The organism is Nakamurella sp. A5-74 (genome assembly GCF_040438885.1).
GTDB lineage: Bacteria > Actinomycetota > Actinomycetes > Mycobacteriales > Nakamurellaceae > Nakamurella.
Genome location: NZ_CP159218.1, coordinates 2,153,163 through 2,172,462 on the forward strand (window position 1 = coordinate 2,153,163; position 19,300 = coordinate 2,172,462).

Annotated in this window: 21 protein-coding genes; 6 read left to right on the forward strand and 15 right to left on the reverse strand. The window is 69.8% G+C overall.

The annotated features are described in order from the left end of the window. The 8 genes from iolD to ABLG96_RS09900 all read right to left on the reverse strand — a co-directional run bounded on the left by iolD (nucleotide 1) and on the right by ABLG96_RS09900 (nucleotide 8,643). Nucleotides 1-1,956 (reverse strand): 3D-(3,5/4)-trihydroxycyclohexane-1,2-dione acylhydrolase (decyclizing), encoded by a 1,956-nt coding sequence (iolD, locus tag ABLG96_RS09865; protein ID WP_353651152.1) that lies wholly within the window; start codon nucleotides 1,954-1,956, stop codon nucleotides 1-3. Next, nucleotides 1,953-2,858: a 5-deoxy-glucuronate isomerase gene (iolB, locus tag ABLG96_RS09870; RefSeq protein ID WP_353651153.1), complete on the reverse strand. Its 906-nt coding sequence runs from the start codon at nucleotides 2,856-2,858 to the stop codon at nucleotides 1,953-1,955. Before iolB ends, iolD begins: the two co-directional genes overlap by 4 nt. Beyond that, the gene (locus ABLG96_RS09875; protein ID WP_353651154.1) at nucleotides 2,855-3,769 is read right to left on the reverse strand and encodes a deoxyribose-phosphate aldolase; all 915 of its coding nucleotides are present in this window, start codon (nucleotides 3,767-3,769) and stop codon (nucleotides 2,855-2,857) included. The genes iolB and ABLG96_RS09875 overlap by 4 nt, the downstream gene beginning before the upstream one ends. Then, complete coding sequence (gene iolC, locus ABLG96_RS09880) at nucleotides 3,766-4,746, reverse strand: 5-dehydro-2-deoxygluconokinase (protein ID WP_353651155.1); 981 nt, start codon at nucleotides 4,744-4,746, stop codon at nucleotides 3,766-3,768. Before iolC ends, ABLG96_RS09875 begins: the two co-directional genes overlap by 4 nt. Beyond that, on the reverse strand, nucleotides 4,743-5,654 hold the full coding sequence (locus ABLG96_RS09885; protein ID WP_353651156.1) for a sugar phosphate isomerase/epimerase: 912 nt from the start codon (nucleotides 5,652-5,654) through the stop codon (nucleotides 4,743-4,745). The genes iolC and ABLG96_RS09885 overlap by 4 nt, the downstream gene beginning before the upstream one ends. A 107-nt stretch (nucleotides 5,655-5,761) precedes the next feature. Beyond that, nucleotides 5,762-6,766: a Gfo/Idh/MocA family oxidoreductase gene (locus ABLG96_RS09890; protein WP_353651157.1), complete on the reverse strand. Its 1,005-nt coding sequence runs from the start codon at nucleotides 6,764-6,766 to the stop codon at nucleotides 5,762-5,764. 146 nt (nucleotides 6,767-6,912) lie between these two features. Further along, nucleotides 6,913-7,668: a GntR family transcriptional regulator gene (locus tag ABLG96_RS09895; RefSeq protein WP_353651158.1), complete on the reverse strand. Its 756-nt coding sequence runs from the start codon at nucleotides 7,666-7,668 to the stop codon at nucleotides 6,913-6,915. A 192-nt stretch (nucleotides 7,669-7,860) separates the two neighbouring features. Then, nucleotides 7,861-8,643, reverse strand: a complete 783-nt coding sequence (locus tag ABLG96_RS09900; RefSeq protein WP_353651459.1) for a class I SAM-dependent methyltransferase — start codon at nucleotides 8,641-8,643, stop codon at nucleotides 7,861-7,863. An 89-nt stretch (nucleotides 8,644-8,732) separates the two neighbouring features. Between ABLG96_RS09900 and ABLG96_RS09905 the strand changes: the two genes are divergently transcribed. After that, complete coding sequence (locus ABLG96_RS09905; protein ID WP_353651159.1) at nucleotides 8,733-9,122, forward strand: TIGR03618 family F420-dependent PPOX class oxidoreductase; 390 nt, start codon at nucleotides 8,733-8,735, stop codon at nucleotides 9,120-9,122. A gap of 4 nt (nucleotides 9,123-9,126) precedes the next feature. Here ABLG96_RS09905 and ABLG96_RS09910 read toward each other — a convergent pair whose 3' ends face one another. Next, entirely contained in the window at nucleotides 9,127-9,717 is a 591-nt protein-coding gene (locus ABLG96_RS09910) for a TIGR03086 family metal-binding protein (RefSeq protein WP_353651160.1), read from the reverse strand. Between the two features lie 89 nt (nucleotides 9,718-9,806). Here ABLG96_RS09910 and ABLG96_RS09915 point away from each other — a divergent pair, with 89 nt between their 5' ends. After that, on the forward strand, nucleotides 9,807-10,661 hold the full coding sequence (locus ABLG96_RS09915; protein ID WP_353651161.1) for a helix-turn-helix domain-containing protein: 855 nt from the start codon (nucleotides 9,807-9,809) through the stop codon (nucleotides 10,659-10,661). 30 nt (nucleotides 10,662-10,691) lie between these two features. Here ABLG96_RS09915 and ABLG96_RS09920 read toward each other — a convergent pair whose 3' ends face one another. From ABLG96_RS09920 to ABLG96_RS09930, 3 genes are all read right to left on the reverse strand, one after another. Continuing rightward, nucleotides 10,692-12,113: an MFS transporter gene (locus ABLG96_RS09920; RefSeq protein WP_353651162.1), complete on the reverse strand. Its 1,422-nt coding sequence runs from the start codon at nucleotides 12,111-12,113 to the stop codon at nucleotides 10,692-10,694. Continuing rightward, a complete protein-coding gene (locus ABLG96_RS09925; protein WP_353651163.1) occupies nucleotides 12,110-12,541 on the reverse strand; it encodes a MarR family transcriptional regulator in 432 nt (143 codons plus the stop codon). Before ABLG96_RS09925 ends, ABLG96_RS09920 begins: the two co-directional genes overlap by 4 nt. A 326-nt stretch (nucleotides 12,542-12,867) precedes the next feature. Beyond that, on the reverse strand, nucleotides 12,868-13,845 hold the full coding sequence (locus tag ABLG96_RS09930) for a pirin family protein (protein WP_353651164.1): 978 nt from the start codon (nucleotides 13,843-13,845) through the stop codon (nucleotides 12,868-12,870). Between the two features lie 86 nt (nucleotides 13,846-13,931). Between ABLG96_RS09930 and ABLG96_RS09935 the strand changes: the two genes are divergently transcribed. Both ABLG96_RS09935 and rpsA read left to right on the forward strand, forming a co-directional pair. Continuing rightward, nucleotides 13,932-14,300 carry a GNAT family N-acetyltransferase gene (locus tag ABLG96_RS09935; protein ID WP_353651165.1) on the forward strand — a complete coding sequence of 123 codons (369 nt, stop codon included), beginning with the start codon at nucleotides 13,932-13,934 and terminating at the stop codon, nucleotides 14,298-14,300. Nucleotides 14,301-14,656: 356 nt separating this feature from the next. Then, entirely contained in the window at nucleotides 14,657-16,129 is a 1,473-nt protein-coding gene (gene rpsA, locus ABLG96_RS09940; RefSeq protein WP_353651166.1) for a 30S ribosomal protein S1, read from the forward strand. A 190-nt stretch (nucleotides 16,130-16,319) separates the two neighbouring features. Here rpsA and ABLG96_RS09945 read toward each other — a convergent pair whose 3' ends face one another. Next, entirely contained in the window at nucleotides 16,320-16,748 is a 429-nt protein-coding gene (locus tag ABLG96_RS09945) for a hypothetical protein (protein ID WP_353651167.1), read from the reverse strand. 40 nt (nucleotides 16,749-16,788) lie between these two features. Here ABLG96_RS09945 and ABLG96_RS09950 point away from each other — a divergent pair, with 40 nt between their 5' ends. Next, complete coding sequence (locus tag ABLG96_RS09950) at nucleotides 16,789-17,187, forward strand: hypothetical protein (RefSeq protein ID WP_353651168.1); 399 nt, start codon at nucleotides 16,789-16,791, stop codon at nucleotides 17,185-17,187. A gap of 16 nt (nucleotides 17,188-17,203) precedes the next feature. Here ABLG96_RS09950 and ABLG96_RS09955 read toward each other — a convergent pair whose 3' ends face one another. Further along, nucleotides 17,204-17,428: a hypothetical protein gene (locus ABLG96_RS09955; RefSeq protein WP_353651169.1), complete on the reverse strand. Its 225-nt coding sequence runs from the start codon at nucleotides 17,426-17,428 to the stop codon at nucleotides 17,204-17,206. Between the two features lie 153 nt (nucleotides 17,429-17,581). Here ABLG96_RS09955 and coaE point away from each other — a divergent pair, with 153 nt between their 5' ends. Then, nucleotides 17,582-18,478: a dephospho-CoA kinase gene (gene coaE / locus ABLG96_RS09960; protein WP_353651170.1), complete on the forward strand. Its 897-nt coding sequence runs from the start codon at nucleotides 17,582-17,584 to the stop codon at nucleotides 18,476-18,478. A 4-nt stretch (nucleotides 18,479-18,482) separates the two neighbouring features. Here coaE and ABLG96_RS09965 read toward each other — a convergent pair whose 3' ends face one another. Beyond that, nucleotides 18,483-19,139: a hypothetical protein gene (locus ABLG96_RS09965; protein WP_353651171.1), complete on the reverse strand. Its 657-nt coding sequence runs from the start codon at nucleotides 19,137-19,139 to the stop codon at nucleotides 18,483-18,485. Between the last annotated feature and the right edge of the window lie 161 nt (nucleotides 19,140-19,300).

The window sequence follows — 19,300 nt, forward strand, 5'->3', positions numbered from 1 at the left end:
TCAGGACGGCGTGGTGTCAGAGCGGTCGTCGATCGAGGGAGCGCTGACGAAGGGGGCAACGAACTGCCGCTGTGCACACCGAGCGTGATCGTAGTCACGTCGGGCAGTTGCTGTCTCCGGCAGGGTTGATGTCGCGGCCACCGGGACGTCCCACCAGGCTTCGCTGGACGGGCTGCCGGTGGCGAGCCCGCACTCGACGTACACCACGGTGGTCCGTTCGGAGGCCAACGCCTGCTGGAGCGCCGGGCCGAACTCGGCCGCGGTGGAGGCCCGCAGCACGTCGGCTCCGAGGCTGGCTGCATTGGCGGCCAGATCGACCGGCAGGGTCCCGCCCGACAGCGTTCCGGTGGCCTCGTCCCGGAAGCGGTAGTTCGTGCCGAACCGCGGCGCACCAACGGTTTCCGACAGTGCCCCGATCGAGGCGTAGCCATGGTTCTGCACCAGGACGATCACCAGTTTGATGCCCTCCTGAACGGCAGTCACGATCTCCGTCGACAGCATCAGGTACGACCCGTCGCCGACCATCACCACCACTTGACGGTCGGGTTCGGCCATCTTGACGCCGAGGCCGCCGGCGATCTCGTATCCCATGCACGAGAAGCCGTACTCCACGTGGTAGCCCAGGCTGTCCCGGGTGCGCCACATCTTGTGCAGATCGCCCGGCATCGAGCCGGCAGCGCACACCACCACGTCGGCCGGACCGGTGAGCTCGTTGACCAGCCCGATCACCTGGGACTGGCCGAGCGGGGCCGACGGATCCGCGACGGCGTAGGCCGCGGCCACCGTCGCGTCCCAGTCCGCGGCCAGGGCCCGGTCCTCGCCGCTGAGCGCTGCGTCGACCGAGAACCCCTGCAGCGCAGCGGACAGGGCGAGCACCGCCTCGCGCGCATCGGCCGTCACCGCGAGTCCGGACAGCTTGTGCGCATCCGGGACGCAGGTGTTGATGTTGACGAAGGCGACGTCGTCCGCGGCGAACACGGTCTGCGACGCTGTGGTGAAGTCACTCCACCGGGTGCCGACGCCGATCACCAGATCTGCGGCAGCAGCAACGGAGTTGGCTGCGGTGGTCCCGGTGGCGCCGAGCGCTCCCAACGCCCGCGGATGGTCGTAGGGCAGCGAGCCCTTGCCCGCCTGCGTCTCCGCGACGGGGATCCCGGTGGCGTCCGCGAACGCTCGCAGAGCATCCTCGGCAGCGGAGTGGTGCACCCCGCCGCCCGCGACGAGCAACGGCCGCCGCGCCGCGCGGATCGCCTGCGCCGCAGCGACGATCGCCCGGTGTTCGGGCGGTCGGCGGTCGAGGTGCCAGGTGCGCTCGGCGAACAGCTCCACCGGCCAGTCGTGCGCCTCGGCCTGGACGTCCTGCGGCAGGGCGATGGTCACGGCCCCGGTGTCGGCCGGATCGGTGAGCGCCCGCATCGCGCCGAGCAGGATGGACGGCAGCTGCTCCGCACGCCAGACCCGGTCGAAGAAGACCGACACCGGGCGCAGACAGTCGTTCACCGAGATGTCGTGCCCACGCTGGGATTCAAGCTGTTGCAGCACCGTTCCCGAGGCGCGGGTGGCGAAGACATCACCCGGCAGCAGCAGCACCGGCAGCCGGTTGACGGTGGCCAGGGCGGCTCCCGTCACCAGGTTCGTCGCCCCCGGTCCGACTGACGTGGTGCACGCCATCATCTGGGTGCGCCGGCGGGTGCGGGCGTAGGCGACCGCGGTGTGCACCATCGACTGCTCGTTGCGGCACTGGCGGTAGGGCAGCACTCCCGGGTGCAGCTGCTCGTCCTGCCAGAGCGCCTGACCGAGACCGGCGATGTTGCCGTGCCCGAAGATCCCGAACACCGAGGTGATCAGCCGCTGCCGCTCACCGTCACGTTCGGAGTACTGGACGCCGAGGAACTTCACGATGGCCTGCGCGACGGTCAGCCGCTCCGTCGCGGTAGCGGCCGGGGTGGCGGTCATCGGGTCCCTCCGAAGGGCAGTCGCGGATCGACCGTCTCGTGCTCCCAGCGACTGCGTACCCAGCCGTGCGCCGGGTCGTCGGTGATCAGCCAGGCGCGCTCCGGTCCGGGTCCGGCCATCACGTTCAGGTAGTACAGGTCGTACCCGGGGGGCGCGGTCGACGGTCCGTGCCAACCGTGCGGGATCAACACCACGTCGCCGGTGCGGATCTCGGCGAGCACGTCGAACGGTCGGTCGTCTGTGCCGTAGACCCGCTGGTAGCCGATCGCTGCGGCGCTCTGCGGCGCTCCGTCGACGGCGGCGAGTTCGTAGTAGTAGATCTCCTCGAGCTCGCTCTCGACACCCGGGAGGTGTTCGTCGTGCTTGTGCGGTGGCCAGGACGACCAGTTGCCGGCGGGGGTGAGCACCTCACAGGCGATGATGGACGCCGCCTGCAGGGTCGCCGGCGTGCCGAAGTTGCGCACCTCGCGGGAGGCGACACCGGTGCCGCGCATCTCGACCGGAACGTCGTCGGCGTCGATCCGATGCGGCTCGGGGACGGCCCGGCCGGCCGGGACGACCGCGAACGGTACAGCGATCCGGGCGGGTTTGTCGGCGGTCATCCGGACCCGGGATCCCGGTGGGGCGTAGACGATGTCGGTCGCTCCGGCGAACACGTCGGCGCGGCCCTGCAGGGTCCACTCCAACGCGTCGACGGAGACGGTGCAGCCCCCGCTGAGCGGCACCACCAGGTACTCCCGATCGTCGGTGTCGAGTTCCCTGGATTCACCGGCGGCCAGGTCTGCCACCAGCAGACCCGTGTGGTGCCAGTCGGCGCCGTCGGGCTCGATCCTGGTCTGCCAGCCGTCGCCCGCGGTGCTGCCGGCCGGTCGGACCCACCGGCCCTGGCTCTGTGTCGTCATGCCGTCCTCCCGTTGGTGGTTCCGTGGACCAGCCCGGCGGCGACGTCGACGGCTGCGCCGACATCGCCGTCTGGTGGATAGAGCAGTGCCCGTCCGACGATCAGGCCGCGGACCGGATCGATCGCCAGTGCGGCGCCCCACGCGGCGTAGGTCTGCTCCGGGGAGGTGGTCGGATCGCCGCCGAGCAGCAGGGTCGGCAGGGTCGTGGACGCCATCACCCGCTCCAGCTCCGGCACCACCGGCAACTTCAGCCAGGTGTGCGCGCTGGTGTCGCCCAGCCCGGAGGCGATCTGCACGGAGCGGATCACGTGGTCGGCGTCCAGCAGGTTGACCACCGCGCCATCCCGGCGGGTACTCCAGAACGGCTCCAGCATGGCCATCTTGTCGCGTGCTGCCAGGTCACCAACCGCGACCGCACAGCTCTGCAGCGTCGACAGGGTGCCGACATCAGCGGGGTCGATGCGCAGCAGCATCTTGCCGCCGTCGAGTCCGGCTGCCTCGATCGCGGCGGCGGTGTACCCGGTCATCCGGTCGTCCAGCTCGAAGGACGCTCCCTGCAAGCCGCCGCGGTTCATCGATCCGAGCACGATCTTGCCGTCGAGGGCACCGGCCATCAGCAGATCGTCCAGGATGTCGGCGGTACCCAGCACTCCGTCGACACCAGGTCGCGTGAGGGCGATCATCAAGCGCTGCAACAGATCTCCGCGGTCGGCCATCGCCATCGGGTCGCCGCCGACGCCGAGTGCGTTGCGCGCACCGTGGTCGGCGGCGACGATCAGCAGCCGATCGTCCGCCGGTAGCGAGCCGGCGGTGCGCGCCCCCCAGGTCTCCCGGATCGCTCCCGGGGTGCGCAGCCGGGTGCGGGTCAGCGCGGTGACGTCCAGTGTCGGGATCGATCGCGGAGCACTCACCGGCTCACCACCATGGATCCCGCGGTCAGACATTGCTCGACCTCGTCGGTGGTGGGCATCGCGGACGAACACTCGAGGCGAGCCGCGACGATGGCGCCGGCCACGTTCGCGAACCGGAGCATCGGCTCCAGCTCCCAGCCCTGCAGCAGCCCGGCACAGATGGCACCGCCGAAGGCGTCGCCGGCCCCGAGGCCGTTGACCACCTCGACCGGGAACGGCGGCACCGTGACGCGTCCGTCGGCGGTCGCGCCCAACACCCCGTCCGGACCGCGTTTGACGATGGCCAGCTCCACCCCGCGCTCGAGCAGCGCGTCGGCAGCCCGGTCCGGATCGGTCTCACCGACGGCGATCTCGCACTCCTGCTGATTGCCGATCGCAACGGTGACATGGCCCAGGGCTGCTGCCACCTGGACGCGGGCTTGCTCGGGCTCGGCCCAGAACATCGGCCGGTAGTCCAGATCGAGCACAGTGAGTGGCCGCCGACCACGGTGCTCCCAGGCAGCGAAATGCGCTGCGCGACTGGGTTCCTCGGACAAGCCGGTGACGGTCGACCAGTAGATCCGGGCGTGCCTGATCGCGGCCGCATCGAGTTCGTCCGGGTGGATCTGCAGGTCGGGCGCGGTCGGCTTGCGGTAGAAGTACAGCGGGAAATCGTCCGGCGGGAAGATCTCGCAGAACGTCACCGGGGTCGGCAGACCCTCGACGGGACTGACGAACCGGTCGTCGACCCCGAACCCCCGCAGCGCCTGGTGGACGTACTCACCGAACGGATCGGCGCCGGTCCTGGTGATGACCGCGGTCCGCAGCCCGTGTCGCGCGGCGGCGACTGCGACGTTGGTCGCGCTGCCGCCCAGGAACTTCCCGAACGTCTGCACCTGCGGCAGGGGAACTCCGATGTCCATCGGGTAGAGGTCCACTCCGACCCGCCCGATCGTCAGGACGTCGAAAGGTGGTGCGGCACTGTCGACAGCGGTCATCGACTGCTCGCGGCAGTCAGGTCGTCGGCGATCTGCGCGAGGTGCGCGAGGCTGCGGCGGACGTCCTCGACCGGACCGCCGGACCCGGGATCGCCCGCCAGGATGGTGTCCTGCTCCAGCACATACCAGCCGGTGTAGCCGCGGGACTCCAGCGCGGAGACGATCCCGGCGATCCCGACGTCTCCGTCACCGAGCGGCCGGTACATGCCGTTGCGAACGGCGTCCGTGTAGCTGACCTCGCCTGCCCGGACCCGCGTGGCCCAGGTGGCGTCGACGTCCTTGAGGTGGGTGTGCGCGATCCGATCGGCGTGCTCGCGCACCAGTTCGGCGGGGTCGGTCCCACCGATCATCAGGTGCCCGGTGTCCAGGCACAGACCGATCGCGGCGCCGTCGAGCACCCGCTGCACGTCGTCGTGGGTCTCGACCATGGTGCCGACGTGCGGGTGCAGTGTCGACAACACGCCCGCCTCGGCGGTGACAGCGGCGATCGCGTCCAGCGAGGTGACCAGTCGCACCCATCCGGCGGCATCGAGCGTCGGTCGCTCGTCGTACCCCTCCCGGCCGGTGGCCGCGGCGAGCACCATGGTGCCGGCGCCTGCGGCGAGGAACCCTTCGAGCTCACGCCGGATCTGGGGGAGCGGATCGTGGTCCGGGTCGTGCAGGATCGCCGGCACGAAGCCGCCGACCGCTGCCAGAGCGTTGGCGCGCAGCACCTCTGCCTTGGCAGCGGGTTCGGTGGGCAGGAATCCGTCCGGACCGAACTCGGTCGCCTTGACGCCCACGTCCCGCATCTGGCGCAGCACGGCGTCGGGTTCGTACTGCCACCCCCAGTCCGGCACCTCGCATACGCCCCAGGAAATGGGCGCGGCGGCGGCCCGGTCGAGAATGCCGGGAGCGGCCTGGGTCATGCGGTGCTCGATGTCATGCGGTGCTCGATGTCATGTGGTGCTCGATTCGGTGTGGGAGGCAGCGTGGTGGGCGACGGTGTGGTGGGTGGTGTGGTGGATGACGGGCCTCAGGCGTCCGGGACGTCGGACAGCAGGACGGTCCGGCCGGAGCGCCGGGACCTGTCGGCAGCTTCGGCGATCCGGAAGGCCTGCAGGCCGTCGCGGGCGGTGCACGGGTTGGCTTCCAGGCCCGCGACGACCCGGGTGAAGGCGGTCAGCTCACTGACGTAGGCGGGCAGGAAGCGCTCCATGAAAGTGGGGTGTGAGGGGCCGACGGGGAAGTCCGTGCCGGGCTCGGCGGAGCGCAGTGCGGTGTGCTGGTCGAGTCCGACGGCGACCGACCCTGCGCTGCCCAGTACTTCCATCCGCACGTCGTACCCGGCGGCGTTGTACCGGGTTCCGATGACCGTGGCCAACGTGCCGTCGTCCAGGGTGAGGATCGCCGCCGCTGAGTCGATGTCGTCGGCGTCGCGGAAGAACTGCTCGCCGCGGTTCGCTCCGACGGCGTGCACGCTGATGACCTCGTGCCCGGTGACGAAGCGGACGGCGTCGAAGTCGTGCACGTTGCAGTCCCGGAAGAACCCACCGGACATCGGGATGTACGCGGCGGGCGGGGGAGCGGCGTCCCCGGTCAACGCATGGAGGTGGTGGACGAACCCGAGCTCGCCCGACGCCACGGCGGCAGCGGCGGCCCGAAATCCGACGTCGAAGCGACGCTGGAATCCGATCTGCACGGTGACCCCGCCCGCCTCAACGTGCCGGACCACCTCGACGGTCCGCTCCAGGGACGCGGCGACCGGCTTCTCGCAGAACGTCGGAATGCCGGCGTCCACCGCGGCGATGATCAGGTCGGCATGGGTCGCCGTGGGGGTGGTGATCACCAGCGCGTCGGGTGCGGCAGCGAGCAGGGCCTCGAAGCTGTCGACGTACTCGGCGCCCAGACCTGCGGCGACCCGAGCACCGTGGTCGGCCACGGCATCGGTGATGAGCACCTGCTCGACCGCGGGAAGGTGCTGCAGGGTGGCTGCGTGGAAGGCGCCGATCCGTCCGGCTCCGGCCAATCCGATGCGCATGCTGATCCTCTTCACTCGTGCGGGACCACGATGGCCCACTGTCGTCCACCGAACCGGACGCTCGGTACCGCTGTCAACACTTTGTCCTGACATGACCATGCGCGGCTGGACGCCTCCGGCGTGTCGGGATGAACGCCCGTCGGGCGTCAGCGTTCGTGCACCAGGACGTCGATCGTGTACTGGTCTGCGCGGTAGGAGTGTGAGCCGAACTCGACCGGCGTGCCGTCGGCGGCATAGGCGGAGCGGGTCATGGTGAGCACCGGTGCGTTGCCGCGCAGCTCGAGCAGCCGGCGCTCCCGCACCGTCGGCACCCGGGCGCCGATGCTCTGCCGGGCAACAGTCGGGCGGATGCCGCGCTCGCGCAGCAGCGTGTACAGCCCGACGGATTCCAGATCCCGGGAACTCGGTGTCGGGTCGGCGACCAGCGCGGCCGGCAGCCAGTTCTGCAGCACCGCCAACGGACTGGCTTCGGCGAACCGGAGCCGCACCAGGTGCAGCAGCGGCGTGTCCGGCGGCAGCCCCAGTGCGGCGGCCGCGTCCTGGTCGGTCACGGTGCGGTGGGTCAGGACCGATGTCGTCGGAGCACGGTTCTCCCGCACCAGGTCCTCGTGCAGGCTCGTCAGCTCGGCCCTGCGATGGATGACGCGGTTGGCCACCGTCGTCCCGATGCCCCGTCGCCGGATCAGCAGACCCTGCTGCACCAGTTCGGCGATCGCCTGCCGCACCGTCGGCCGGGAGAGGGTGAGACGCTCGGCGAGATCGATCTCGTTCTCGATCGCGTCCCCCGGTTGCAGGCGCCCGTCGGAGATCGCGTCGGTCAGTTGCGTTGCCAGTTGTTGGTACAGCGGGACGGCGCTCGAACGGTCGATCATCACCTCGTCGGAGATCGTCCTGGCTGACATGCGTCGGAGTGTAGGACCCCCAGCCGAACAGCCGGTGAACTCGAGGAACCCGCACCCGCTCAGTACCTTCCGCTGGTGAAACGGGCAGCTGCTTGCAACAAGGGCGTCCCGGACACCAGCAACAGCGCTCGTCACCAGCGAGGAGGCCGGCGGCGCGCTCGTCACCAGCGGGAAGGGCCGGGTTGGGAACGCTCAGGCCTTGTGCGCCACGAAGATCGCCGTCCCGGGGAAGATCTCGCCGCGCTCCGGACTCCACTGACCCCAGGTCCCCTCGAAGCCCTCCGGCCAGGGCGGCTCAACGACGTCCTCCAGTACGAACCCGGCGGCGACCAGCTCGCGGATCCGATCGCCCATCGTGCGGTGATGCTCTGCGTACGCCGGGACACCGTCGGCGTCGACCTCGACGTAGGGAGCGCGGTCGAAGTACGACTGGATCGCGGTCATCCCCACCTCGCCGGGGATGTCCGGAAAGATCCATCGCATCGGGTGGTTCACCGAGAACACCCACCGACCACCCGGACGGAGGACGCGGGCCACCTCACGCATCGCCCCGGCCGAATCGGCGACGAACGGGATGCCACCGAATGCCGAGAACGCCACGTCGAAAGATGCTGCAGCGAAGGGCATTTCACAGACGTCGGCCTGGACGAGGGGGACCGTGATCCCGGTGCGATCGGCAGCCGCCTGGCCGTGCCGGAGCATCCCGTCCGACAGGTCGAACGCCACCACCAGGGCCCCGCGCGCCGCCAGCCAACGCGCGCACGGCGCCGAGCCGCACCCGACCTCCAGCACGTGCATCCCGGCCAGCTCCGCAGCGGGTCCGAGCAGCGCAGCGTCGTCCTCGTGGAGGTTCTCCGGGCACCACACGAACTCCGCGTCGCCCAGGAAGCTGCCGTGCTCCTCGTGGTAGGTGTCGGCATCGGCGTTCCACCACCGCAGGTTGGCCCGGCGGGAGGTCGGTTGGTCGGCCGGCATGATCCGCGGTCGGGTGTCACCCAGGGGATGCTCGCTCACGAGGTGTCAGTGTGCCGCACCCCGCAGCCGGCCGGCGCTACCGTCCAGGGATGGCCACCGACCCCGCGGCACTGCCCCCTGCCGCGCTCGACATGTTGCGCGCTCGACACCTGGCAACGCTGACCACCCTGAGGTCGGACGGCTCTCCGCACGTCGTGCCCGTCGGTTTCTCCTGGGATCCCGAAGCGCTTCTCGTCCGGGTCATCACGAACCGGGCCTCGCAGAAGGTGCGCAACGCCGCGCGCGGAGGTCGGGCCGCGGTCAGTCAGGTGGACGGCCGGCACTGGATCACCCTCGAAGGACCGAGCCGCGTGGCGACCGATGCGGCGACCGTCGCGGATGCGGTGCGTCGGTATGCCGAGCGCTACCGCGAGCCCCGTCCGAACCCGGAGCGGGTGGTCATCGTCATCGAGGTCGATCGGGTGCTGGGCAACTGGTGACGCCTCAGCCCGCCGACCAGGCGGGATCGCGACCGGAGAGCCCCAGAAGGCGGTCCAGCGGCGGGGCGTCCGCGGCGACGTCGACCCGCGGACCGAACGTCTTGCCCTCGCCCTGGTAGTCGTCGGTGAGCATCGTCGGAGCGAACTCCAGGGACGCATCCAGTCCCCGCGCATCGGGTGACCACGGGTGTCCGGTCGCCGCGGCGAGATCCCAGCCGTGCATCTGGTATTCCCAGAGGATCATGTCCAGGGCCATCCCGGTGGGCATCCCGGAGTCGCCGATCATCAGCTGTTCCGGCCGGGTGCCCTGCAGTGCGGTCTCCAGTCGGTCGGCGAGTGCCCGCACCTGGTCGGCGCCGGTGTCGTGCACGGTCACCTTGTCGGGATCGGAGCACCGCCCACCGGGATCGGCGAAGCCGTCGGTGAACGCTGTCAGCCAGCCGAGCACATGGCTGCGCAGCTCGCTGACGTCGTGCTCGGTGCACGGTGTCGGGGCATGCTCCTGGTCGGCCGGGATGGCGTCGAGCACCTCGGCGAGCTGCTGCAGTACAGCGGCGAGATCCGTTGCAGTGGTGTCGCTCTCGTGGTTGGTCATGGCTCGACTCTAGACGCGCACCGGGTGACTCGGCTTGAAGATCTGCGACAGTGTGAGACCGGTCGAGCCACCGCGGCTACCGTGGAGAGGTGCAACCACCGCCGGCGGACACCAGGGGCATCGTGTCGCCCGCAGAGATGTTCCGGCACGTCGATCTGCAGCGGTGCGCGCCACCCCCCGAACTCGAGGGGCTCGTCGACTGGTTCTGGTCCGTGCGGTGGAACCTGCGGATGGGCTTCAGCCATCGTCAGGACGTCGTGTCCCAGCCCGGGGTGAACGTCAGCGTCGGGGTCGCGCCGGCGGCCGGTCCGGACCCCGCGCCGGGTCCGTTCCCGTTGCTGTGCACCGTGACCGGGGTGTCGACAGCGGTGAGTACCCGGATGCTCAGCGGGCGCGGCTGGAATCTGGCAGCCAAGTCGACCACCGGTGGCTTCGGTGCCTGGTGCGACGACGTCGGTGCACTGACGGATCAAGTTGTCCCGCCCACCGGTCTGTTCGCGGTCGACGAGTGCGCGGTCGAGGCGGCATTCGGGGCCGGCTCACTGGAAGCAGGGGCGGCGGTCCTGGGCTCGGCTCTGGTGCGGGTCCTCGACTCGCGACCCGAGGCACGCATCCGGCTCGCCCGGGAAACGGCTGCGGTCGCGAGATCCGCGGAGGGCGATCACACGATCCGGCGGGTCGAGCAACTCGCGGCCACCGCGGGGGTGACGATCCGCACGTTGCAACGGATGTTTGCCACGTGCGCCGGTGTCTCACCGACCTGGGTGATCCGCCGCTTCCGGTTGATCGATGCCGCCGAGCTGGTGGCCGGCGGCCAGGACGTCGAGTGGTCGGCGGTCTCCACCGAGCTCGGCTACGCGGACCAGGCGCACCTGACCCGCGACTTCACCTCGACACTCGGGATCTCACCGGCTGCCTACGCCAGAGCACAGCGCCCAACCTGATCGTCGGCCGACCAGAGGCCGCGGGCCGGTTCACGCCGCGCCCAGTTCCGCAGCCACCCGCTCGCGGGATCGCAGGGCCGGAGTGCTGGTTGCCGCCACTGCCAGCACGAGCAGCCCGATCCCACAGCCCAGCATCACCGCCCACGCGGCATGCGAGGCGGCCGGCAGACCGGCGGCCAACGGCCCGTCCAGGTTGGCCAGTGCGATCGCCGGCAGCACTGCGACGCCCAACGACGAACCCACCTGACGAGACGTGGAGGCGATGGCGGCCGCCACGCCCGCCTGCTCCCGGGGCATTCCGGAGACAGCAGCGTTGGTGATCGGCGCGTTGAGCAGCCCGAAACCGATACCGAACGCCAGGTAGGCGAAGCCCAGGTACACCAGCGACGTGTCGGTGTCGACCTGCATCAGCAGCGCAGCGCTGAGTCCGATCCCGCCCCCGGCGAGCATCATCGGCAGCCGCGGGCCCCGGGTGCCGACGATGCGTCCGGACAGGGGCGCGAAGACCGCGGTGGCGACTGCCATCGGGAGCGTCATCAGGCCGGCGTGCAGCGGCGTCAGCCCGCGGACGTCCTGCAGGTACAGGGTGTTCAGGAACAGGAAGCCGGCCAGGGCGGAGAACCCGAGGATCGCACTGAGCGCAGCGCTGGTGAACGGCACACTCCGGAAGAACCGCGGATCCAGCAGTGGTTCGTCCCGTCGCGACTCGTGGATCACCAGCACGACCGTCGCCGTCGCGGCGGCGGCGAAACAGCCGATCACCGTCGTTGACGTCCACCCCAGTGACCGGCCCTCGATGATCGCGAAGATGACCGAGGCGAGCAGCAGGATGACCAGCAGCTGGGCGAGGGGGTCCAGGCGGCGGGACCGCTCGGCGCGGGACTCGGGAACGTACCGCGTGGTCAGCACCACGGCGGCGATGACGACGGGAATGTTGAGCCAGAAGATCGATCGCCAGCCGACAATGTCCACCAGCGCTCCACCGATCACCGGGCCGAGCGCCATGCTCAGGCCGACCACCCCGCCCCACACCCCGATCGCCTGTGCACGCTCGCGCGGAGCCCGGAACGTGTTGGTGATGATCGACATGGCCACCGGATTGAGCATGGAGCCACCGATGGCCTGCAGCATGCGGGCGCCGATCAGCAGCTCCGGTGTCGGTGCTGCCGAGCACAGCAGCGAGCCGATGCCGAACAGCACGAGGCCGATCTGGAACACCTTGCGCCGGCCGAACCGGTCTCCTGTCGATCCGGCGAGCATCAGCAGGCTCGCCAGCACCAGCGTGTAGGCGTCGATGACCCACTGCAACTGGGGCGGGCTCGCGTGCAGGTCGTCGGCGATGGACGGCAGCGCCAGGTTCACCGCGGTGCTGTCGATGCCGACGATGAACAGGCTCAGGCAGCAGATCCCCAGCACCAGGTAGCGGTGTCCGGGTTGTCGGTCTCCGATCATGTCGGCATCCCGGCGCGCATCTTGTCGATCAGCCGCGCGAGCTCACGCCGCTCCCCAGCTGTGAGGGCGGCGACGGGGGGTGGCACCACACCGGGGAGGTCTCGCAGCCGCTCCATCAGATCCGCGCCACGGTCGGTGATCCGGACCAGCTTGACCCGTCCGTCATCGGGGGCGGCGATCCGGTCCGCGTAGCCCCTGGCCACCAGATCGCCCACGATCACCGACGCCGCGGGCGCATCGATGTGCAGTTGCTCGGCCAGCATGCGTTGGGGGAATGGATGATCCTCCAACCGGCGCAGTGCTCGGTAGCGGCTCCACGGCATCCCGGTGGCGTCCTGCAACAGGGCCTGGGCGAGGGTCTTGTTGTCCATCACCAGGGACATCAGACCCATCCAGACAGCGACCGGAGACGATTTGGTTGTTCGCATACAATGATTGTATGAGCACAACCGAATAAGTCAATCCCGGGGCCTGCCCCTTCCCGAAATCAGATCGAGAACCGCTGCGGCAGAACAGGAACACTCCACTCTGCCGGCGGCGACCAGTGCGTCCATTCGTCGTCGAAGGGCCAGTCGGCGTCTCGGAACGACTGTTCGGCGCGCCCAGCTGACCAGCCCGCGCTCGTCGTCGCGCACCACGCGCATCGGGAAGGCGGTCTCCGGCATGCCCGGCTGCCAGCTGCGCCGACGGCAGTGCCGGACGAACTCCTGGCTCGCGGCCGGGAACGGGCCCTTCCCGACCGGTCGCAGGGCGCTCATCGGCGACGCGGCCGCAGGGTGATCTCCGGCAGGTCCGGGGCGGGCAGCCGGGTGGCGCCGCCCGGGGAGGCGGGCTCGTACCCTGCGACGGCGCCGAATCGATCGCTGTGCGCCATCCACTCGGCGCGCTGGTCGCGGATCTCGTTCGTGGAGCGTCCGATGAAGTTCCACCACATGATGACCTCCTCCGGGAACGGTTCTCCGCCCAGCAGGAGCAGGCGGACGTCCTGCGGGCCCGACTGGACGGTCAACGACGTCGCCCCGGGTTCGCGGATGGCGAGTGCCCCGCGTCCGGCAACCCGACCGCAGAACCGGACGACACCCTCGTCGACGAGCACGGCATGCTCGAACGTGTCGTCCACGGGGACGTGCCAGGTGGTGTTCCCCGGCAGCAGCACCTCGGCGCCCAGCAGCGGTGTCGACGTGGCGACAGGGGAGTCAGCGCCGGCGAAGGAGCCGAGGAAGACCCGCACGGTGGCCGATCCGGCGCTCACCGGTTCGGGGACGAAGTGCTCGAAAGCCCTGGCGCAGTGCGCATCCCGCTCGGGCAGCACCACCCACAGCTGCACTCCGTGCAGTGTCGAGGTGTCAGATGTCGAGACCTCGGCGTGGGCGATGCCGTGGCCGGCCGTCATCAGGTTGAGTTCGCCCGGCCGAACGACCGCATGGTTGCCCGCCGTGTCCCGATGCTCGATCTCGCCGGTGAACAGCCAGCTCACAGTCTGCAGTCCGGTGTGCGGATGAGGCGGCACGTCCATCCCGCCGGAGGCGGCGACCTCGTCGGGGCCGTAGTGGTCGACGAAGCACCACGCGCCGACGAACGAGCGGTCGCGGTGGGGCAGGGTGCGCCGCACCGTCATCGCCCGGGGGCCACCCAGCGGCACCTCGCGCGGCTGCAGCACCAGCACGTCCGCTGGATCGTGGACGTCGGGCTCGCAGACCTGGAACGCCGGATCCGCTTCGATGTTGCTCACGACGAACCGCTCATGACGGCTGCTGGTAATGAATTGCTCATCCGGGGGCCTCCCCATCCGGGCTCCCAGAGTGGCACGCTCAGCGTATGAGCCACGGCAACGAGCAGCAGCAGGTCGGATCGACGCACGTGGTGACGGAGGACGGGACGACGATCCTGGTGTTCGACGATCCGGCTCGGTCCCGGTTCGAGGCCCATCTCAACGACGAACCCGTCGGGATCATCGACTACCGGGTCGAGGAGGTGTCGGGGCATGTCGTCATCGCCCACTCCCAGACGTACCCACCGATGGGCGGACGCGGGATCGCCTCGGCGTTGACCCGGTTCGCGCTGGGCCGGATCCGCGAAGATCGGGGGACCGGGACAGTGGTGCTGCAGTGCCCGTTCAGCCGGGATTTCGTGGCTGCGCGCCCCGAGTTCGCCGACCTGCTCGTGCCACCCGCGGCAGCCGGCTGAGACCCCGCCGGCCGGGTGGCCCCGAATTGGCCCGGGCCTCTGCGGCGGAGTACTCTGAGCAACGCGTTGTGGGTGCGCGCTGCCTCGGTATGGAGCAGGTGGCACTTGCTTGTCGGTCATGGGTCCAGGGCGAGACCTGTCGCAGCACCCCGTTCGGATCTCGAGCGGCAGTGGCGGCAGCGACCGCGGGACCTCATCGGTTGTCGAGCGAACCGTTCCCGCGCGCCCGTCGATCGCTCGATCGCCGGCCACCTGTCACCTACTCCGACCAGGGCTTCCGACACCCGGCAGGCCAAGATCGGTAGTACCGACACCTTGTCCCTACGACAACTGTCCACCCCGGAGTCACCCACCACATGACTGTCACTTCAGTCCCCACTGCAGGACACACCGCACCGGTCGTCGCGATCAACGACATCGGCTCGGCGGAGGACTTCCTCGCCGCCATCGATGCCACCATCAAGTACTTCAACGATGGCGACATCGTGTCCGGAACGATCGTCAAGGTCGATCGCGACGAGGTCCTGCTGGACATCGGCTACAAGACCGAGGGCGTCATCCCCTCGCGTGAGCTGTCCATCAAGCACGACGTCGACCCCAACGAGGTCGTCGAGATCGGCGAGCAGGTCGAAGCCCTCGTCCTCCAGAAGGAGGACAAGGAAGGCCGTCTGATCCTGTCCAAGAAGCGCGCCCAGTACGAGCGCGCGTGGGGCACGATCGAGGAGATCAAGGAAGCGGACGGCGTCGTCACCGGCACCGTCATCGAGGTCGTCAAGGGCGGCCTCATCCTGGACATCGGCCTCCGCGGCTTCCTGCCCGCCTCCCTCGTCGAGATGCGTCGCGTCCGCGACCTGCAGCCGTACGTCGGCCGTCAGCTGGACGCCAAGATCATCGAGCTCGACAAGAACCGCAACAACGTCGTCCTGTCGCGTCGGCAGTGGCTCGAGCAGACCCAGTCCGAGGTCCGCAGCGAGTTCCTCAACCAGCTCGGCCGCGGCCAGGTCCGCAAGGGTGTCGTCTCCTCGATCGTCAACTTCGGTGCGTTCGTCGATCTCGGCGGCGTCGACGGTCTGGTGCACGTCTCCGAACTGTCCTGGAAGCACATCGACCACCCGTCCGAGGTCGTCGAGGTGGGCCAGGAGGTCACCGTCGAGGTTCTCGACGTCGACATGGACCGCGAGCGTGTCTCGCTGTCGCTCAAGGCCACCCAGGAAGATCCGTGGCGGCACTTCGCCCGGACCCACGCCATCGGGCAGGTCGTCCCCGGCAAGGTCACCAAGCTGGTTCCGTTCGGCGCGTTCGTCCGCGTCTACGACGGCATCGAGGGTCTGGTGCACATCTCCGAGCTGGCCGGTCGCCACGTGGAGATCCCGGAGCAGGTCGTCACGGTCGACGAGGAGATCTTCGTCCGCGTCATCGACATCGACCTCGAGCGTCGCCGGATCTCGCTGTCGCTGAAGCAGGCCAACGAGGGCATCACCCCGGAGACCGAGTTCGACGAGGTGCGCGCGCAGTACGGCGTCGTCGACCACTACGACGATGCCGGCAACTTCGTGCCGCCGGAAGGCTTCGACGTCACGACGGGCGAGTGGCTCGACGGCTACGACACCCAGCGTGAGTCGTGGGAGAAGCAGTATTCCGATGCGCACTCGGTGTACGAGAAGCACCTCAAGCAGATCGCGGCCGCCATCGCCGCGGATGCCGAGGCTGCGGCTTCCGGTGATGCCGGGAACTACAGCTCGTCCACCTCGGACACGTCGGGTTCGCTCATCGACGACGAGCAGCTGAACGCCCTGCGCGAGAAGCTGTCCGGGACCGAAGAGGCCTGATCCAGCTCCTGACCGGGGCGTGATCGACGACCCGGACCAGCACGACGACGACCACCACTCCTGCGGGAGTGGTGGTCGTCGTCGTTGTGCGGGAACAGCTTCGGCAGGAGTGAGCTCAGATCGGGGAATCCTCGGCGGGTTGCCGGGTCTGGCGCAGCGGAATCAGTACGGTGGAGACCATGCGTCGTCATCACATCGCCCCCGGCCCCGCCGTCCGTCGCTTCCTCGCCCCCGTCGCGCTGACCGCAGCAGCGGCGCTGTTGGCGACCGGCTGCAGCTCCGGCAACGAAGCGCGCAAAACAGTACTCGAGACGGTGACCGCCAGTTCACCGCCGGCGAGCACGGGGTCGAGCAGTGCACCCGGTACCGCCGTGACGGTGCCGGGTGGCGGCGGCAGCCTTACGTCCGGGTCGTCCAGCAGCGCACCTGCGCCGTCGACCACGTCCGGTTCCTCCGGGCCGTCGTCCAGCCCATCGTCGTCCAGCGCATCGTCTTCCTCGAGGTCGTCCTCACCCACCTCGTCCTCGCCCACCTCGTCGTCCTCCGACACCCCCTCGACCACCAGCGGCCCATCCAGCACCGGTGCAGCGCCGGTCGTCAAGGTCAACCCGCTGGGCATCGACTGCGCGCGCGTCCTCACGCCGGCCGACGTCAAGCGGGTGCTGAACAAGACGATCAACAACAGCTCCGCGCGGACCAAGTTCGGCGCCCAGGCCAACATCAGCTCCAGCGGCGCCGTGCGATGTGCTTACGGGATCGTGTCGGGTCAGCAGAAAGCGAGCCTGCGCGTCACCCAGTACAAGACGGTCGCGGCCGCTGACGCCCAGGTGAGGGTGACGTTGGAATCCGAGACCGGGCTCGGCGCCAAGGTCTCCACGGCCACCGTCGGCGGCCAGCAGGCCAACGTCATGCTGCGCGCCGGCGGTCTGGTGAACGTCCGCTACGGCACCTGGGTGCTGGCGGTGGCGGCTGCGGACGGCACGCTCAGCGGCGACCAGGCAGCACAGATGGCAGCGCTCGGTGATCTGGTGCTGAAGCGGATCCTCGCCACCGCCTGACGGCGGCCGCGGGGTCTCAGACGAGACCGGCGGGCACCAGGCGGACAGCGGATTCGCGGCCGGACGGTGCGACGGCGACGGCCTGCTCGTGATGACGTCCCCACTTCCGGCCGAGTCCCAACAAGCGAGCGATGATCGAGCGCTCGGTGACGGTGGCGAAGAGACGGACGTGCACCAGCCCGGCAGCGCCGTACCGGTGACGGCCCGAGGTGGCGATGCTGTCGACGACAGTGGTGACCACGGTGCCTCCTGGCGATGCGGACCGGGAGTGGTCCGGGAACGGAACGGCGACAAGGGAGAACGGCCGTATGGTGCGGAGGGTATGGCACGCCGCAGGGTGCGTCGGGGATCCTGGACGGCGTGTCAGATGGGACTCGACGGACGGGAGTGACGAGTGAGTTCTTCGGCGGTGCAGCGGCGGCCGCTCACCGTTGCCGTCACCGGCGGGATCGGAGCGGGGAAGTCGACGGTGTCCCGCGGGCTCGGCGATCTCGGAGCGGTGGTCATCGATTCGGACCGGCTGGCCCGCGAGGTGGTGGCGCCGGGGACCGATGGCCTCGCTGCCGTCGTCGAGGCGTTCGGCATCGAGGTGCTCGACGCCGACGGGGCGCTCGACCGCCCCACGCTGGGCTCGATCGTCTTCGGTGACCCGGAGGCGCGTCGACGACTGGAAGCCATCACCCATCCGTTGGTCCGGGCGCTGTTCACCCGACGGGTCGCAGAGGCCGGACCGGACACGTTGGTGGTCAACGACATCCCGCTGCTCAGGACGATGCAGGACGCGGTCCGCTACCACCTGGTGATCACCGTGGGGATGGCGGACGAGGACGCGCGGATCGGGCGCCTGGTCGCCCGCGGGCACACCGAGACCGATGCCAGGGTCCGGATTGCGGCCCAGATCGACGACGACGCCCGGCGCGCGCTGAGCGATGTGTGGATCGACAACTCGGGCACGCCTGCGGCCCTGCAGACCGGCATCGACGAGCTCAACAGGCGGCTGGTCACCTTCGCCCGGAATCGATCGGCGCGGACGGCCGTGCCGAACCCGCACTCCGGCAGCGCCGTCCCGAACGGACCGCTGCGGCACCGGATCCTGGCCGCGGCGCCCGGTGGCGAACTGGATGCGAACGGACGGCTGGTGATTACCGGTGATGCTGACCAGCTCGCGAAGTCGCTGCAGGACAACGGATTCGCCTGGCACGACCGCGGTTCCCGGGGTGCAGTGGGTGAGCGGATCGGCAACTGTGACCCCGGTCGACCGTTCAGCCTGCCGGCGGTCCGCAGGCGCTGACGGCTCACGATCTGCCGGCCGCGATCCCGACCCCGGACCCGGACCCGGCCGAGCGGGCGACCAGGTGGCGCCGCCGGGCGATCACGGCGGTGCCGCAGACCACGACCGTCGTGATGATCGACGAGATGATCCAGGCGGCGGCCGGTCCGGCCAGCGCATGCTCGCCGGCGAGCCTTCCGCCGAGCACACCGAGGAACGTCATCCAACCGGTCCAGCCGATCGCGACGGGGACGGTGATCCTGAGCATTCGGGCGAGGGGGACCAGGCTGATCCCGGCCGCCAGCACCCCGGCGAGCCGGCCCGCCGGCAGGAAGCGTCCGCCGACCAGGACCACCATCGGGTGCGCTCGCATGGCGTTGCGAGCCCGCAGCACCGGCCGACGGGTTCTGCGCAACCACCGTGCCGCCAGCACCCGCGTCCCCCAACGGCGTCCGATCCGATGACCCACCGCATCGCCGATGATCGCGCCGGCGAGCGCCGAACCAGCCACCGCTGCGACCCGAGCGGGATCGTCGGCGACTGCGGCGATCGCCGCGAGCAGGGTGGTGGCTCCCGGCAGACCCGGCAGGAACGCACCACCGACCAGCACCGCGAACACCACCAGCAACAACCACGGGGAGTCGACGAACGCTTCGACGGCATCGTGCAGCCAGTCGAACATGCTCCGTCGTCCTCCTCCACGCGAACCTCGGCCGGTCCTGGGTCCAACGGTACGGGGCGGTCACCCGCCGTCCCCGTTGCTGCAGCGGCGGCCGCCCTCGATCCAGGCGCTCGGCCGGGGCGTTCGGCCGGGGCGTTCGGCCGGGGCATTCGGCCGGGGCA